Source organism: Burkholderia sp. A2, assembly GCF_001729305.1.
GTDB classification, from domain to species: domain Bacteria; phylum Pseudomonadota; class Gammaproteobacteria; order Burkholderiales; family Burkholderiaceae; genus Burkholderia; species Burkholderia sola.
This window is the reverse complement of record NZ_LZXX01000102.1, coordinates 1-16,520: the sequence shown is the minus strand read 5'-3', so window position 1 is coordinate 16,520 and position 16,520 is coordinate 1. Positions and strand designations below refer to the sequence as shown.

Annotated in this window: 9 protein-coding genes, 1 rRNA gene and 1 pseudogene; 10 read left to right on the top strand and 1 reads right to left on the bottom strand. The window is 56.9% G+C overall.

The annotated features are described in order from the left end of the window. The first annotated feature begins 100 nt into the window (after positions 1-100). The 10 genes and pseudogenes from A9Z05_RS20180 (at position 101) to A9Z05_RS35010 (ending at position 16,076) form a co-directional block, all read left to right on the top strand. Positions 101-2,230 carry a class I SAM-dependent DNA methyltransferase gene (locus A9Z05_RS20180; RefSeq protein WP_069619637.1) on the top strand — a complete coding sequence of 710 codons (2,130 nt, stop codon included), beginning with the start codon at positions 101-103 and terminating at the stop codon, positions 2,228-2,230. After that, positions 2,230-3,504 (top strand): restriction endonuclease subunit S, encoded by a 1,275-nt coding sequence (locus tag A9Z05_RS20175; RefSeq protein WP_069619636.1) that lies wholly within the window; start codon positions 2,230-2,232, stop codon positions 3,502-3,504. Before A9Z05_RS20180 ends, A9Z05_RS20175 begins: the two co-directional genes overlap by 1 nt. After that, entirely contained in the window at positions 3,501-4,871 is a 1,371-nt protein-coding gene (locus A9Z05_RS20170) for an AAA family ATPase (RefSeq protein WP_069619635.1), read from the top strand. Before A9Z05_RS20175 ends, A9Z05_RS20170 begins: the two co-directional genes overlap by 4 nt. Further along, positions 4,872-5,501: a retron system putative HNH endonuclease gene (locus A9Z05_RS20165; RefSeq protein WP_069619634.1), complete on the top strand. Its 630-nt coding sequence runs from the start codon at positions 4,872-4,874 to the stop codon at positions 5,499-5,501. Beyond that, complete coding sequence (locus A9Z05_RS20160; protein ID WP_069619633.1) at positions 5,498-8,521, top strand: type I restriction endonuclease subunit R; 3,024 nt, start codon at positions 5,498-5,500, stop codon at positions 8,519-8,521. The genes A9Z05_RS20165 and A9Z05_RS20160 overlap by 4 nt, the downstream gene beginning before the upstream one ends. A gap of 227 nt (positions 8,522-8,748) precedes the next feature. Next, positions 8,749-9,286, top strand: a pseudogene (locus A9Z05_RS36310) (transposase); the annotation flags it as partial. 417 nt (positions 9,287-9,703) lie between these two features. Next, on the top strand, positions 9,704-12,316 hold the full coding sequence (locus tag A9Z05_RS20150; RefSeq protein WP_256122040.1) for an McrB family protein: 2,613 nt from the start codon (positions 9,704-9,706) through the stop codon (positions 12,314-12,316). 3 nt (positions 12,317-12,319) lie between these two features. Further along, entirely contained in the window at positions 12,320-14,608 is a 2,289-nt protein-coding gene (locus A9Z05_RS35015) for a DUF2357 domain-containing protein (RefSeq protein ID WP_084044350.1), read from the top strand. Positions 14,609-15,036: 428 nt separating this feature from the next. Then, entirely contained in the window at positions 15,037-15,534 is a 498-nt protein-coding gene (locus A9Z05_RS36305; protein WP_141723448.1) for a GIY-YIG nuclease family protein, read from the top strand. 239 nt (positions 15,535-15,773) lie between these two features. Continuing rightward, positions 15,774-16,076, top strand: coding sequence for a SymE family type I addiction module toxin (locus A9Z05_RS35010; protein ID WP_371090905.1), 303 nt, complete (start codon positions 15,774-15,776; stop codon positions 16,074-16,076). Between the two features lie 248 nt (positions 16,077-16,324). On the opposite strand, the gene rrf is transcribed toward A9Z05_RS35010, so the two are convergent. Next, positions 16,325-16,437: ribosomal RNA gene (rrf, locus tag A9Z05_RS20145) — 5S ribosomal RNA — on the bottom strand. Between the last annotated feature and the right edge of the window lie 83 nt (positions 16,438-16,520).

Genomic DNA, 16,520 nt, shown 5'->3' with positions numbered 1-16,520 from the left:
TCTCGGCCGCCGCCGACAAGATGCGCCGCGCGCTGAATGTCGGGGAATACAAGCACATTGCGATTGGCCTGCATAAACACAAGAAGATAGTTAAATAACAATGAGCGTTAACTTTCAGCAACTCGGCAATTTCATCTGGTCGGTGGCCGACCTGCTGCGCGGCCCTTACCGTCCGCCACAGTTTGAGCGTGTCATGCTGCCGCTCACCGTGCTACGTCGCTTCGATGCCGTGCTGGCGCCAAGCAAAGAGGCCGTGCTCAAACGGTACGAGCAGCTCAAGGCGAAGAACATTCCGAACATCGATGCCATCCTCAACAACCTGTCCAAGGACGAGGATGGTACCCCGCTGGGTTTTCACAACCACAGCCAGCTTGACTTCCAGAAGCTCAAGGGCGACCCCGACAACATAGGCCGCCACCTGGCCGACTACATCGCCGGCTTCTCAGAGAACGTCCGCAAGATTTTCGAGCGCTTTGAGTTCGACAATGAGATCGAGAAGCTCGAAGCGTCCAACCGTCTCTACCAGGTGGTGTCCCAGTTCGCCGAGATCGACCTGCACCCCAGGCGAGTGGACAACATCACCATGGGTCTGGTGTTCGAAGACCTGATCCGGCGCTTCAACGAGGCTGCAAACGAAACCGCTGGCGACCACTTCACCCCGCGTGAAGTCATTCAGCTCATGGTCAACCTGCTGCTGGAGCCCGACACCAGCGTGCTCACCCAGGCCGGCGTCATCGTCACCATCTGCGACCCCGCATGCGGCACCGGTGGCATGTTGGCCGAAGCGCAGAACTGGATACGTGCCCATAACGAACAGGCCACGGTCAAGGTCTTCGGGCAGGACTACAACCCGCGCTCCTACGCCGTGGCCGCCTCCGACCTGTTGATCAAGGGCCACAAGGACGGGCAAGTGGTGCTGGGTAACACCCTTACCGACGACCCGTTTCCCGACCACCGCTTCGACTACCTGCTGGCCAATCCACCCTTCGGCGTGGACTGGAAAGCGGAGAAGAAAATCATCGACGGTTGGCCCAACTTCCGTGGCTACAGCGGCAAGCTACCGCGCATTAACGACGGTGCCCTGTTGTTCCTGCTCTACATGATGAGCAAGTTCCAGGACTACAAGCCAGGCGACCGCAGTAAGCCCGGATCACGCGCTGCCGTCGTATTCAATGGCTCACCGTTATTCACTGGCGGTGCCGGCAGTGGCGAGAGTGAAATCCGCCGCTGGATCATCGAGCGCGATCAGCTTGAAGCCATCGTCGCGCTGCCCGAGCAGATGTTCTATAACACCGGCATCGGCACCTTCATTTGGGTGGTCACCAACCGCAAGGCCGCGCAGCGCCGGGGCAAGATCCAGCTCATTGACGCCCGCGAGCGCTACATGCCGATGAAGCGCAGTCTGGGCGACAAGCGCCGTTACCTCGATCAGGCTGCGCTCGATACCGTCACCCGCGAACACGGCGCACTGGAAAACAGTCAGACCAGCCGCGTGTTTGACAACACGGACTTCGGCTATCGCCGCATTGCCGTATTGCGCCCGCTGCGCCTGCGTTTCCAGATTACCGACGAAGCCCGCGAGCGTTTCCTCAATACCTGCCCCGAACTGTTCGATGCCCTCGAAGCGGTGCAGGACGAACTGGGCACCGAATCGCTGCTGGACTGGAACCAGACCTGGGCCACCGTACAGCAGGTGTTCAGGACCCTGCCCGACAACATTGAAGGTTGGGCCAAGGGCGCCAAAGGCACCGCGCAGAAGAAAATCTTCCGCGACTGCTTTACCACCGTGGATCCCGATGCAGCGCCGGTGATTGCCAAACACCACAAGGCAGACCCTTTGGGGGATGCCAACTACTTCCCAGCCCAAACTCTGCCCACCGACCTTACCACACAGAGCCTGTATGTCCTGCTCGGCCTACATCGCGATGGCAGAAAAGGCTTCGTGGAGTACGAGGCCGACCCGGCTCTCAAGGATGGCGAAAACATTCCGCTGAAAGAAGACATCGTCAGCTACTTCCTGCGTGAAGTGCGACCCTACGTGCCAGATGCCTGGATCGACCGCGAGACGCAGGACGAGCAGGACGGCGGCATCGGCAAGGTGGGCTACGAGATCAACTTCAACCGCGTGTTTTTCCAGTACCAGCCGCCGCGCCCGCTGCACGAGATAGATGCGGAACTGGCTGGCGTTGAACAGCGGATTCTGGAGTTGCTGCGGGAGGTGACGGCGTGATGCCTACAGCGCGGTTTCCGGAGCAACGCCTCAAGTACGCCGCGACAATCAACGACGAGGCACTCTCAGAGTCCACGGATGCTGATTCTGAGTTGGCTTACATCGATATCGGCAACGTTGATTCTCAAGGGCGAGTCCACGACATCGTCAACTATCGCTTCGAGGATGCGCCCAGCCGTGCTCGCCGCATCGTGCGTGATGGCGATGTCATCATTTCAACCGTTCGCACGTACCTGCAGGCTATAGCGCCGGTCGAGAACCCACCGGATAATTTGATCGTCTCAACGGGATTTGCTGTTGTCAGGCCGTCAAACCTACTTGACCACCAGTTCTGCAAATATGCCCTTCGTGCAAACCGGTTTCTTTGGGAGGTCGAGAGCCGATCAACCGGCGTCAGCTATCCGGCAATCAATGCTTCAGATCTCGGCGACATCAAGGTCAGTTTGCCGGAAATCGGTGCTCAGCGAACCATCGCCAACTACCTCGACCGCGAAACCGCCCGCATCAACGGGCTAATCGCCGAGAAGGAACGCATGCTGGCGCTGCTGGAAGAAAAGCGCGCAGCCCTTATCAGCCGCGTCGTCACCCGCGGCCTCACCCCAAATGCGCCGCTCAAACCTTCCGGCCAGGAATGGTTGGGCGAGATTCCAGCGCATTGGGGGGTGCAGCGTCTAAAGCAGCTCGCCGAGGTTCGAGGTGGTCTGACGCTCGGAAAGCAGTATTCCGGGGAATTACTCGAGTACCCGTATCTACGCGTCGCAAACGTCCAGGACGGATACCTCAAGCTAGACGACGTGTCCACAGTTGAGGTACCCGCATCAGAGGCTGCATCGAACCTTCTGGCATATGGCGATGTACTGATGAACGAGGGCGGTGACATCGATAAGCTAGGCAGAGGTTGCGTTTGGCGAGACGAAATAGCACCTTGCCTCCATCAGAACCACGTTTTTGCTGTGCGGCCTCATTCAGTTGATTCCGATTGGCTGGCGCTTTGGACATCGACACTCCAGGCAAAGCGCTACTTTGAGAGTCGCGCTAAGCGTTCGACCAATCTGGCATCCATTTCTGGGTCGAACATCAAGGAGCTTCCGGTTCCATTGCCACCGGTAAGCGAGCAGCTCGCGATCCAACAGTTCTTGATAGTCAGGAATACGCGGTTTGAGACATTACGTGGCGAACTGCGAGACTCGTTGCGCCTACTTACCGAACGCCGCTCCGCGCTGATCACTGCCGCCGTTACCGGCCAAATCCCGTTGGAGGAGATGACCGAATGAAATTAAAGAAACTCGCTCTTGCCAACTATCGAGGCTTCGATCAGCTCGACCTCAACTTTGCCGATGACGTGACGGTAATTGCGGGCGTGAATGGAGTGGGAAAGTCGGGGGTGTTGAAGGCTCTGACGTGTGCGTTGTCGTTGGGGCTGCCCAAGTTCTCTGTTTCCAGAGAGTCTCCGCTTGGCCTAAGCGATACCGACGTTCAATCCGGCAAGCCTGGGCTGTCCCTGTCAGTTACGCTTGATCTAGATACGGCGAGGGTTTCTACCGACCTGACCCACGCAGCCCCTCTGCCTGCTGAAAAAGTAGAGGCTCTGACAAAGCGCCGAGACGACCTCCGCTTTGCCACCCGTGAGACAAAGAAGGGCTCTAAAGAAGAGAAGGACATCAACGATGAAATTAGATTGATTGAACTTCAGCTTGATCAATCCTCGGACATCTCTACCGTCCGCATATTGCCTGACGATGCAGCCACTGGCGCAGATGAACTGGTTGCCACACTGAAGGACAGTCGTCAGCAGCCACTCGCGGTGTTCTATACAACGTCACGCTTTCTTTCCCGACTTCCACCCGCGCTTCCCAAGCCACGCAAGCTTGACGCAGCGATTGCCTATGACAAGGCCCTCAATCAACTGGAAGTATCGCTCAATGATTTTGCCAACTGGTATCGGGTTGTTGCTTCCGACTTTGCGGCCTCTACGAAAGAACGGTTATTCCAGCAGCTCGAACAGGCAATCAAAACTTTCCTTCCAGATGTACGCGATCTCGCGCTTTACGATGTACGACCGGCACGCTTCAGCGTGACAAAGAGCGGCCAGCCGTTGTTTCTCGAGCAACTCTCCGACGGTGAACGCGGCCTGTTGGCACTGGTTTTCGACCTCACCCGGCGCTTGGCCATTGCCAACCCGGATAGCGACAACCCCATTGCTGAGGGAGTGGCATTGGTGTTGATTGACGAGATCGAGCTGCACCTGCATCCGAAGTGGCAGCGGGATGTCCTGCTATGTCTGCGTAACACCTTCAAGGCCTGCCAGTTCGTGGTGACCACGCATTCGCCTCTGGTTCTGGGCGAGGTGCCAGCACGGTGCGTGCGTTTCCTCGAGTTCGTGGATGGCAAGGTCGGCGTGACCGTGCCCACCGAGGCCTATGGCATGGATGCCAACCGCATCCTGCAGGAATTCATGGGCGCGCCGGTGCGCAATCGGCAGGTGGATGGCGCACTCAAGGAACTCTTCTCATTGATCGACCAGGAGCGTTTCGACGATGCTCGTGCGGCCATTGCGGCTCTGGAAACGAAGCTGGGCGAGGACGAGCCCGAGCTGATTCGTGCTAGTTCGTTGATCCGCTTTCTGGAGGGTGCAGAATAAATGCGCACCATTCAGAAAGGGCTCGAGCCCGCCACCTTGACCCAGCATCGCCAGCAGCCGCATGCCGACTACGATAACTACACCGACAAGGCCGCCTTGCGGCACGCATTGGTGGCCGAACAGCGCGGTCTGTGCTGCTACTGTCAGTCGCGTATCCGCGCCACACCCGAGGGCATGAAGATCGAGCACTGGCAATGCCAGGCCGACCACCCTGAGCGGCAGCTCGACTACAGTAATTTGCTCGGCGCCTGTCTGGGCGGACACGGCCGGCCTGAACGCGAGCAGCATTGCGATACGCGCAAGGGCAACAACGATCTGTGCTTCAGCGTATGTGACCCGGCGCACCCGATCGAGCGACAGTTTCGCTACCTGGGCGATGGCACCATCAAGGCAGATGATGGCGCCATCGACAAGGCCGTCAATGAGGTGCTGAACCTGAATCTGTCTCGCCTTGTGAACAACCGTAAGGCAGTGCTCACGGCGTTTCAACAGCGTCTGCAGGATGGCCGCCGCATTGATCCGGCGCGTGAGCTGCCCAGATGGGATGGAAGCGGACCCGGCGACCTGCCGGAGTTCGCGCAGGTGGTCGTCTATTGGCTACGAAAAAAACAAGCGAGGGCCGCTGTATGAAGCGCACCAGCGAAGCCGCATTCGAAACCGCCATTGAGTCCGTTTTGCTGACCAATGGTTATATGCGCGTCGCTGACAAGGCCTTCGACCGCGAGCAGGCGATCTTCCCTGAAGAAGCTCTGGCCTTCATCCGCGCCACCCAGGGCAAGGTGTGGGAGAAGCTGGAAGCACTGCACGGTGCGCAGACCAGCGGGCGGGTGCTGGAATCGTTGTGCAAGTGGCTGGACACGCACGGCGCGCTGGCCACACTACGCCACGGGTTCAAGTGCTTCGGGAAGACCCTGCGGGTGGCTTTCTTCCGCCCGGCGCACGGGCTGAACCCGGATCTGGAAACGCGCTACCAGGCCAATCGAATGGGCCTGACGCGGCAACTGCATTTCAGCCCTCGCTCCGAAAAATCGCTGGATGTGGTGCTGTCGGTCAACGGCATCCCAGTCGCTACGCTGGAACTCAAGAATCCGTTGAGCGGGCAGACGGCGGCGAATGCGATCCACCAGTACCGTCACGACCGTGACCCGCGCGAGCCCATCTTCGTGTTCACCAAGCGCACGTTGGTGCATTTCGCGGTTGATACCGAAGAAGCGCACATGGCCACGCGCCTAGCGGGCTCATCCACCACCTTTCTGCCCTTCAATCGCGGCATGGACGGCGGTGCCGGCAATCCGCCCGACCGCGAGGGCCGTAACTACAAGACGGCCTACCTGTGGGAAGACGTGCTGCAACGCGACAGCCTGCTCGACCTACTTGCCCGCTTTGTGCACCTGAATGTGGAAGAGAAAACCACGGACGACGGTAAAAAAGTGCGCAAGGAAAGCCTGATCTTTCCGCGCTACCACCAGTTGCAGGCGGTACGCCAGATGGTGGCAGCTGCCGCAAGCGAAGGCACGGGACATAACTATCTGGTAGAGCATTCAGCCGGCAGCGGTAAGAGCAACACCATTGCCTGGTTGGCGCACCGTCTGTCCAGCCTGCACAACGAAGTCGACGAACGGCTGTTCGACAGCGTGGTGGTCATCACCGACCGGGTGGTGCTGGATCGCCAGCTGCAGAACACGATCTACCAGTTCGACCATCGCCAGGGTGTGGTGCAGAAGATCGACGAAGACTCGCGCCAGCTCGCAGAGGCACTCGAAGCGGGCGTACCCATCATTATCACCACGCTCCAGAAGTTCCCGTTCGTGACAGGGCAGCTGGCCAAGCTCAACGAGGAACGCGGGGAAGGCAGCAAAAGCCATTTGCCCACGCGCAAGTATGCGGTGATCATCGACGAGGCGCACAGCTCGCAATCGGGCGAAACGGCAACCGAGCTCAAGAGCGTGTTGGGTGGTGCCGAGCTGCGCCGCAAAGCTCAAGAAATGGCCGAGGAGGAAGGCGAAGTCGAACTCGAACGGCTGTTCCGCTCCATGGCCAAGCGTGGCCATCAGCCGAATATGAGCTTCTTTGCCTTCACTGCCACGCCCAAACACAAGACGCTGGCGATCTTCGGTCGCCGCGGTGAACCCTTCCACCGCTACACCATGCGCCAAGCCATTGAGGAAGGTTTCATTGAAGACGTGCTGAAGAGCTACGTCACCTACAAGACCTATTACAAGCTGATCAAGAAGGCCGAAGACGACCCCAACGTCGAGCGCAAGAAGGCGGCCAAGGCACTGGCCCGCTTCATGCGCCTGCATCCGCACAACATCGGCCAGAAAACCGAGGTGATGGTCGAGCATTTCCAGCAGTTCACCCGGCACAAGATTGGCGGCCATGCCAAGGCGATGGTTGTGACTGGCTCGCGTTTGGAGGCGGTGCGCTACAAGCAAGAGTTCGACCGCTACATCCAGGAGAAGGGATACCCGATCAAGAGCCTTGTGGCGTTCTCGGGCGCAGTGGAAGACCACAAGGTTCCGGAAAAGTCATACACCGAGGTGGAGATGAATGGCGGGGTGAAGGAAAAGGAGTTGCCCGACACTTTCGCCAAACCGGATTTCCGCGTGTTGCTGGTGGCCGAGAAATACCAGACCGGCTTCGACCAACCGTTGTTGCACACCATGTACGTGGACAAGCGGCTAGCGGGCATTCAAGCCGTACAGACCTTGTCGCGCTTGAACCGGACACATTCACTCAAGGACGATACCTTCGTGCTTGATTTCGTCAACGAGCCAGACGAGATCCAGGAGGCCTTTCGTCAGTACTACGACGGCTCGGTGATGGGCGAGCATGTCGATCCGGACAAGCTCTACGAGGTGAAGGCCGAGCTGGATGCCTCGGGCATTTACCTGCAAACCGAGATTGTCGAGTTTGCGCATGTGTTCTTTGCGCCTAAACGCCGCCAGAGCCCCGGTGACCACAAGCTGATGAATGCGATTCTTGATCAGGCGGTCGCGCGCTTTGTGCAGTTGCAGAACAGCGAAGAGGATGAAGCGGAGTTGTGGCGCGGCAAGCTGCAGGCCTTTCGCAATCTGTACGGTTTCCTGAGCCAAGTGATTCCCTATCAGGACAGCGATTTGGAAAAACTCTTCACCTATCTGCGCCATCTCGCGCTGAAGCTGCCCAAACGCAAGAGCGGGCCGGGCTATCAGTTCGACGAGGAAGTCGAACTCGATTACTACCGCTTGCAGAAAATTAGCGAAGGCTCGATCAGTCTCAATGAGGGCTATGCCAAACCGCTTGATGGTCCACGAGAGGTGGGCTCAGGCATGGTGCGTGAAGAACCCGTTTCGCTCTCGCGCCTAATCGACATCATCAATCAGCGCTTCGGCGGCGAATTGAATGATGCAGATCAGTTGTTCTTCGATCAGATCACCGAAGCCGCGAGCAAGAACGAGTCCCTGCAGAAGGCAGCCGAGGTCAACTCCCTAGACAAGTTCCAGCTCGTATTTCAGCAGGTCCTCGAGTCACTATTTATTGAGCGCATGGAGCTGAATGAAGAGCTATTCACTGATTACATGAGCAAGCCAGAGATGCGTGAGCTGGTGTCTAAGTGGTTGGGCAGCCAAGTTTACGCTCGTCTTTCGGATAGGGCCCCGGAGAACTAAATGTGCCGTTGAGTGCGCATGTGCTTGGTGGCTACCGATCTAAAGTTAGGATAATTCCGAGACTGAAAAGGGCCGACTCTCGTGCTTTTCAATGCCACGCGGCTATTGATGTAAAAATCTTACGGTCTTTCCGGCTGACAATTTCATTTTGCGTGGCATTGACCTGAGACGGATCATGTAGCCGAACGGCAAGTGAGTTCTCTTATCCTAGAGGCAAGGAGAACTCGATGAAGAAGCGCCACACCGACGAACAGACCATCCGCATCCTGCGAGAAGCCGAGAGCCGCGAGGAGGCAGTGAAAGATCTGTGCAAACGGCACAACATCACCGAACAGACATTCTACCGCTGGCGAAACAAGTTCGGCGGCATGGATGTCGCCGAGGCCCGTCGGCTCAAAGAACTGGAATCGGAAAATGATCGGCTCAAGCGCCTGATTGCCGAGCAACTGCTGGTGATCGATGGTCTGAAGGAGTTCAGCCGAAAAAAATGAGCACCCCGGCGGGCCGGCGCGAAGCGCTGGAAGTCCCGACCCGGCGGGGGTTGTCGCAACGCAAGGCATGCTGTTACCTGGGGTTGAGCCGCCGGGTGCCGCCCTATACGCCCAGGCAGCCGGAGAGCTTGTGGGAGAGCGGTTGATCGCAGCGTCTCAGGAAGTGCCACGCTTTGGGTATCGCCGTATCGCGGCGTGGCTGTCGCTGAGCGAATCGCGTGTGCGCCGGATGTGGCGAGCCCTGAAGCTGAACATCCCAAAGCGGCGGCCGCGCTGCAAGTCATTGATTTGACCGCATTTTAATTTCTGCCTATTTGCAGGAAGCGGGTCTCTTAATCAGTAGGTCGAACATTCGGATCACGTCTGCCACGCCAAATAATCAAGCGTTTACCCCACCCCCTCGGTGGGCTTTTGGCTTTCTGGTCGTTTGCCGTTGCAAATCTGCTGCCCAAAATTTCCCGGCAAATCATGCCGCTCACGGCGCTGCGACAACACAGTCCAGACGATCTATCGATACAATTGACTAACTCTACACATACGAAAAACTACGGGGCGATTTATGAGCAGGTACTGCGGGGACGACGATCCTAAATCCATCTTAGACGCGGCCATACACTGGCGCGACACGGCGCTCCTAGGCAGCCGCTCCGTCCTGACCAATCAATCGCTTTGGACATTACAAGCCCTCGACTTGCTCGACGAGCACTTCGTGCGTAACCCCGATCTCGGAGACGGAACGTTTCTTGAGAAATTAGAGAGTCAGCTCGCACCGGCCGCGCACTCCGCGAAGCAACTGGTCGCAGAAATGATGTGGTTGTTGTACCTCTGCCCAAGTAGCCTCACAGCAGCCCACAAACGCAAGACTATCCAGGCTATTTGGTCGTGGTCCGGCGAACCGTTACCGACGGACTCACGCTGGCTAGATGACGACGTGCTCGCAGGTGTCGGTAGCGCCGGCCCCGGCTTCAATCAAAATCAATGGCGCGAGCTCGTCTTCCTAATCAACTTCCTCCGCCGCTTCAGTGAGCTAACCAGCATTCGTCAACTGGAGTTGATCGGTGACGGTTGGGCATTCGATGAATGGCTTCGCCAGGTCCCCGATTGGGAAGCAAGACAGTTTCGTCACATGCTGCTCTTCCTGCTGTTCCCCGACGACTTCGAACGGATCTTTGGGCAGAACGATCGCAAGACTATTGTTCGCCACTATTCAAAGCACGAGCGCCGTGTAGTCAATCGCATGGATCCTGTGCAACTGGACCGCGAACTGCAAGCAATTCGAAAACGCCTTGAAACAGAGCGTGGCACGACGCAGCTCGACTATTACGTGCCTCCATTGAAGGGGGAGTGGCGCAGCGAGACATTCGCTGCAGCAACAGAGAACGTAACGGCGGAACACATTCGGTTAGCTCTGCACGAAATCGATCGAGAAGGTGTGCCGAAGGACGCGGAATCCACTGGCTACGATTTGGTTTACGACGGCAAGCGCTACCCACCAAAGTTAGTCCTGTCCCTGGCTGTGAAACAAGCAACGGGGGAGCCACTAGATCGTGCAGCTTTCTCCGGAGGCGAAGCTTCGTCCGCCTTCCGGTTGCTGCGACGTCTCGATTTCGAAGTTGAACCCAAAGAGGATTCGTCAGACGGCATTCCGGAGCTCCTCACTCGCTTTCTCAAACAAGCGAGTGATGGAAAGGAACTGGGAACAAGGGGCTACCTCAGCGCATACCGTGATCTAAAAGTCCGAGTGAGTTTTGGCAAAGGCAACTTTGCCCGGATTCCTTGGATCGCGTTTCTTGGCGATGGACAGTCGGTCAACCAAGGCATTTACCCCGTCCTACTTCTGTACGCGGAGCAGCAGCAATTACTGCTGTGCTATGGAGTGAGCGAAGAGAGTGCTTCCCGATTGAGCTGGGGCGAACTGGCCGGGGCACAAACTGTGAGGGAATGGTTTAAAGGACGATATGGTCGAGTGCCGGATCGCTATGACACATCCTTTGTTCGCGCGACGTACGACCTCACGCAACCATTGCCAATGGCTGAGCTGCAACAGGATTTGGACGATGTAATCGACATCTATAGCCAAGTTCTGGCCGGCAACGATGCGGCCGAGTTGCCAGATGCAATTGAACCGGAGCACTCGGACGAACCACTCCCCGTCAGAGCGGACCTTCGCACAGCGATCGATGCATTCAGCAACGCCCTACATACTAGTGGCGTGAAGTTCGGTGATCACCACCATGGACTTGTCGCATCCTTCATTTCGAGTCTGGTCACGAAGCCACTAGCAATTCTGACTGGACTTTCTGGTTCGGGTAAGACACAAATTGCAATTCGCTTCGGTGAGTGGCTAGGCGAGGATCGACTTCACGTCGCCGCAGTCCGGCCCGACTGGACAGGTGCAGAAGCGTTGTTTGGATACGAAGACGCCCTTAAGCGCGAACTCGACGGGCGCCGGGCGTGGTCCGTTCCCGCGCCGTTGGAGTTCATCTTGAAGGCGGCAGCAGATCCACAGCATCCATACTTGCTACTTTTGGATGAGATGAACCTCGCACACGTCGAGCGCTACTTTGCCGATGTACTGTCTGGTATGGAGTCGGGGCAACCGTGTATTCCAAACCTCCACAAGGGAACGGACGACTGCTGGCGACTGAAGGCCAACGCGGAAAAGCAACTGCCGCTTCCGAGAAATCTCTGGATCGTCGGCACCGTCAACATCGACGAAACGACCTACATGTTCTCGCCAAAAGTTCTCGATCGTGCCAACACTTTCGAGTTTCGCGTTCACTCAAGTGACCTCTCGATCGAAGCGATCAAGCCGCAACCATGCGTTGCCGGGGATCAGGAGCTGGTAAGGGGATTGCTGAGCATCGCGCAGGATGACAACTGGCATCGAGATCGTCAGAGTGACACGCTCAACGAGCTGAACCAGCGCCTGCGGCAGTTGCACGAACTCCTCAGTCGGTACAACCTCGAGTTCGGCCATCGTGTCTTCTATGAGGCAATACGATTTGCAGCCTTGGCACAAGAGGCTGGGATCAACGGCCTAGCGTCGATCGTGGACCGGATTGTCATGCAAAAGGTACTGCCGAGATTGCATGGATCGCGCAGACGCCTCGAACTGCCACTCCTGGCGCTGGCGCAGTTCTGTCGAGACCTGCCGGATTCAATTCTGGCCGATGACAAGCTTCCGACATTTGCGATCGATGAAATGCCAGAGCAAGGTGCCGCACTTCCCATCGCCTATGCTAAGACCGTCCGCATGCTTCGAAGCCTGCGTGCCAATCAATTTGCTAGCTTTACGGAATAAGCCGTGCGTGCTGCTTCAGAAGCTATCGCACTTCTTCGCGACTCGACGGGGAACATCACCGCAAAGTTGCGTATCGCAGTGTTACCCCGTCGCTCAGCCACTCCGTTAGCAACGCTCTGGTGCTCCGACGATAGCACTTCAACGGAAAATGCTGCTGCAGGTATGGTTGAGCTTTTGGAGGGCATGGAATATCGATACGCCTGGGAAATCCTCGGGTCAAACGATAGCCCGCTGATCGCCGATCCCGAAGAACTTTTCCAACCTGATACCACGGACGGAGCGTCTGGTCGACTACGGCCCGGACTTGCAACCGGCACCATACGCGTCGTGCTCCGTACCGACGCCAGAACACTCGGACAGATGGAGCTTGAGGTCCGATCGCGCAAACTCTCGTATCTTTCAGAGTATCGCTGGATGCTGCGCGATATTTCTGAGCGCATGACTGAGCTCGTGATGGACCGTTTCGCAGTGAGCGATGCAATCTTCGAACTCGACGAGACACGTGACGCCGTTACGCTCTATCAGCGCTTCACATTTTTGCGCGCCTTGTTCGAAAGCGAAAACTTCCAAGGAGCGCTTCACGAAATAATTCGGCGTCCGCACACCGCATGGGAAACGACAAGCGACATGGTGCGTGCTGGCGCCGGGATACGAGCGGATTCACGTGTACTGCGCCAATTCGCCAAAGGCGGATCTAGATCGGCTTGGCCAGACGGATCTCTCAAGTCCGTCCCGTCCTACTTTGAACGCGCACAAACAGAAGCGACGCACGACACGACCGCGAATCGCTTTGTTAAATTCGCTCTGGAGCATTGGCTTCAGATACTTGGCGACATCGAGCGAGGTCTTTCAAAAGCCGCGGCCAGCCCCGCGACGACCCGCGGGCAACGCGAAATTTCTGGCGTAATGTCGCAGTTGGAAGAGGTGCTGCACTGCGACCTGTTTACCGATGTTGGGCGACTCACAAGATTCCCAGCCGACGATCAGGTACTCCAGAAACGCGAAGGCTATCGGGATATCTTCAAGGCCTACGTGGAGACTGAATTTGCAGCGCGTCTCTCTTGGCAATCGTCACCCGAGGTCTATGGCGCAGGCCAGCGCGATGTCGCGACGCTTTACGAGTACTGGGCATTCATTCAGCTTTCGCAAGTCGTGGCGGACCTCGTGGGTCAGGCGTTCGATTTGAGTCCGTTGGTACAAGCTCGACCAGATGGTTTGACTGTTGGCATTCGCACAGGCGTAGAGACTGTTCTTTCCGGAGACGTCGACCGCTTGGATCGACGTATGCGAATTGAACTCTGCTTCAATCGAACCTATCGCCGAGCCACGGCAAGTATCGCGTCGTGGACGAGACCAATGCGCCCGGACTATTCGTTGTTGATCAGTCCCGCCGATGATGAGCCTTCGTCCTTTGAACCTATCGCGCTTCATTTCGACGCCAAGTATCGAGTCGATTTCGTTCGAGAAATTTTCGGTACCGATAGCGAACAAACGGACACCTCTGGCTCGGAGTCACCCACCCGGTTGGAGCGGGGCGGTGTTCTACGTGAAGATCTACTAAAGATGCACGCATACCGCGACGCTATACATCGAACCGCGGGTGCGTATGTGCTGTATCCGGGTGGAGATGATGAAGGAGACGGCCTGAAATACCCGGAGTATCACGAGCTCCTGCCGGGGTTAGGGGCGTTCGTGCTGCGGCCAACCGACACCGGTATCGCAAGCGGCGCATCGGCACTTCGACGATTCATCAGCGATGTGCTCGACCACGTCGCAACGCGTCTAACAAGGCACGAGCGCGGTCGATTCTGGCAGATGGAAACATATGGCACATCACTGCTTCGGCGATCGGCTCAAGCGTCCGCTTCACCGCCCCCCGATGCGAGCGTACTTCTGGGCTTCGTAAAAAGCCACGAACATTGGACTTGGATTCGAGGACGTAAGTCGTACAACGTTCGAGCTAAAGGTCGCCGCGGAGGTGTTCATCCTGGCGCGACCTTACTGAGCAGTCAGCTTCTACTCCTTTACTGTCCCTCAACACATGAGGTTGCGCTTGCTCGCATCGTTTCTGACGCAGAGGAAATCACCGAAGCCGGAATGGCTGCGGCAGGCTATCCAGCGCCTCGGGGGAACTATTGGTGTGTCCAGATTCAATGGCTCGCCCGCGATCAGTGGCTTGATCGACTTTCGCCCCGCTCTATCGATGCTTACGTTAGAAGCCAGGGGCTAGCCTACGGCGAACCTCTTAGCGTCTCTTGGGGGGATGTCGTGTCATTAGTTAAGAGCGAGTAGTCACTCAAAAAGCCACAATAGTTCGGTCCCTGGGCAATCTCGATAACGTCGATTGATATCTGTGCACAGCGAGCGGACCGCCGCCCAGCAGAACGTCAGCGAGAGCAAGCAAGGTTTTCCTGAGGACAATTCGTTACCCGTCGATCGGTGCTTCAAGGTCAAGAAAAACAGACGAGCCGAGTTCGACGAGCTGCGGCAGATTCTTGCCAAGGTAGGGACCGCCTATGAATTCGTTTCGGACGACGGAAGAGTCTATAAATGGTACGGTATGTCTTGCAACCAGCTGCGTCCCGATTGTGTTGGGATCGCACGAAATGAACAGGGCGAAGAGACTATACTATTTGCCGCATCCCGGGAAATGCGGACAGGTTCGCACGCAGCAGACCTTACAACAGAGAGAATGTCGAGAGACGATATCAGGACAGGATATGAAAATCGAAGCCTCATGGTCGCAGCCAATCCCCCTCAAAAAAGGCACGTCAGGTGGCCTGATCTATGAGCTTGATCTTGCCCAACTTCCAACGCATCCCGGAGTTTATATTTTTGGGCGGGCGTATGGAAAAAATGTCGCACCTATTTACATAGGCGAAACTCTCTCGATCCGTGGCCGTATCAAATCGCACTTGAATTCATTGTCGCTTATGCGTGCAATCGAGCGCGCTCCCAATGGAAAGCGATTTCTGATTTATTGTGGCGTCGACACCAAGTCGCGCGAGAGAGCAAAAAAGCAAATCAAGGTCATTGAAAGAGCTCTTATCCTGCATGCACAAACTGAAGGCCACATCTTGTTCAACAAGAAAGGAACGAAGCTACCAACGGACGAGATCGCATTTAGCGGCAATCGGACGTCCGAAGGACTGGCGCCGAGAGTCATGTTGGTTCGACGCGCCCCTTCCCGCTCGAAGACTCTGAGCTCTGAGAACTGACGCTACCGGCGCGATGGCCGATACCGAGCAGAACGGTCGCTCTGATGCCGGGGACTACGAGCCTGACACCCTGGGGCTCATCCATCGACACCAGGTCAGCGAACTCCAATTGGTTGGATTGCAAGATGCAGCGAACTCCTTCTCTAACTATGCCGTTTGGCCATCCTCCGAATTTTCCATATTTCGAGATGCCCAGTTAGGTAGACTCAAATGGCATCATCGCAAAAAGCGCGGGCCGCATGGGCTGCCACCCATACGACCCGCTGACCACAACCAACTCAACACCGGAGTCGGAAATGGCTAACGCCAATCATAAGTCACGCCCTGTCGTAACGGAACGCTTCGTCACCGTCCAAGAGTCAGCACGTCATCATTCCTTGTCTAGGGTCCTCCGTGCTATCAGAGCGCACCGGAAACTGAACACGACGTATTACCCGTGGATCAAATTGGCTGGAGTATGGCTTGAGGACGCGGGATTCGAGGCTGGAGAACGTGTCCGGATCACCGTCGAGGACAAGCGACTCATCATCACGCCGATGTGATCAGCGCATTGTCGATGGTGAGCGCCGCAAGTCACTATCCGTCTGGAAGCTCGGTACTCGATGCTCCATACCGTTAGTAACTGTGACAAGCGAGGATTGTTCTGAACTGCAGGGGGCCGGTCACTCGGGTCCGCTGCCGCATAGCCTTTCAGGACGTGCTGCAGCCCATGCCGGGCATCGTGCACATTTCCGCCGCGCCAATGCAAAAACCCCCGCCTGTTCGGGCGGGGGTTTCTGGCTTGAAGGGAGCCTGACGATTACCTACTTTCACACGGGAATCCGCACTATCATCGGCGTAGAGTCGTTTCACGGTCCTGTTCGGGATGGGAAGGGGTGGGACCGACTCGCTATGGTCATCAGGCAAAGAGGGTTGTTCTGCTGGCGTGGCCAACAGAACCAATCTTGGAAGAAGCAGTAATTTTGAGTTGTGTGTATCACACACGA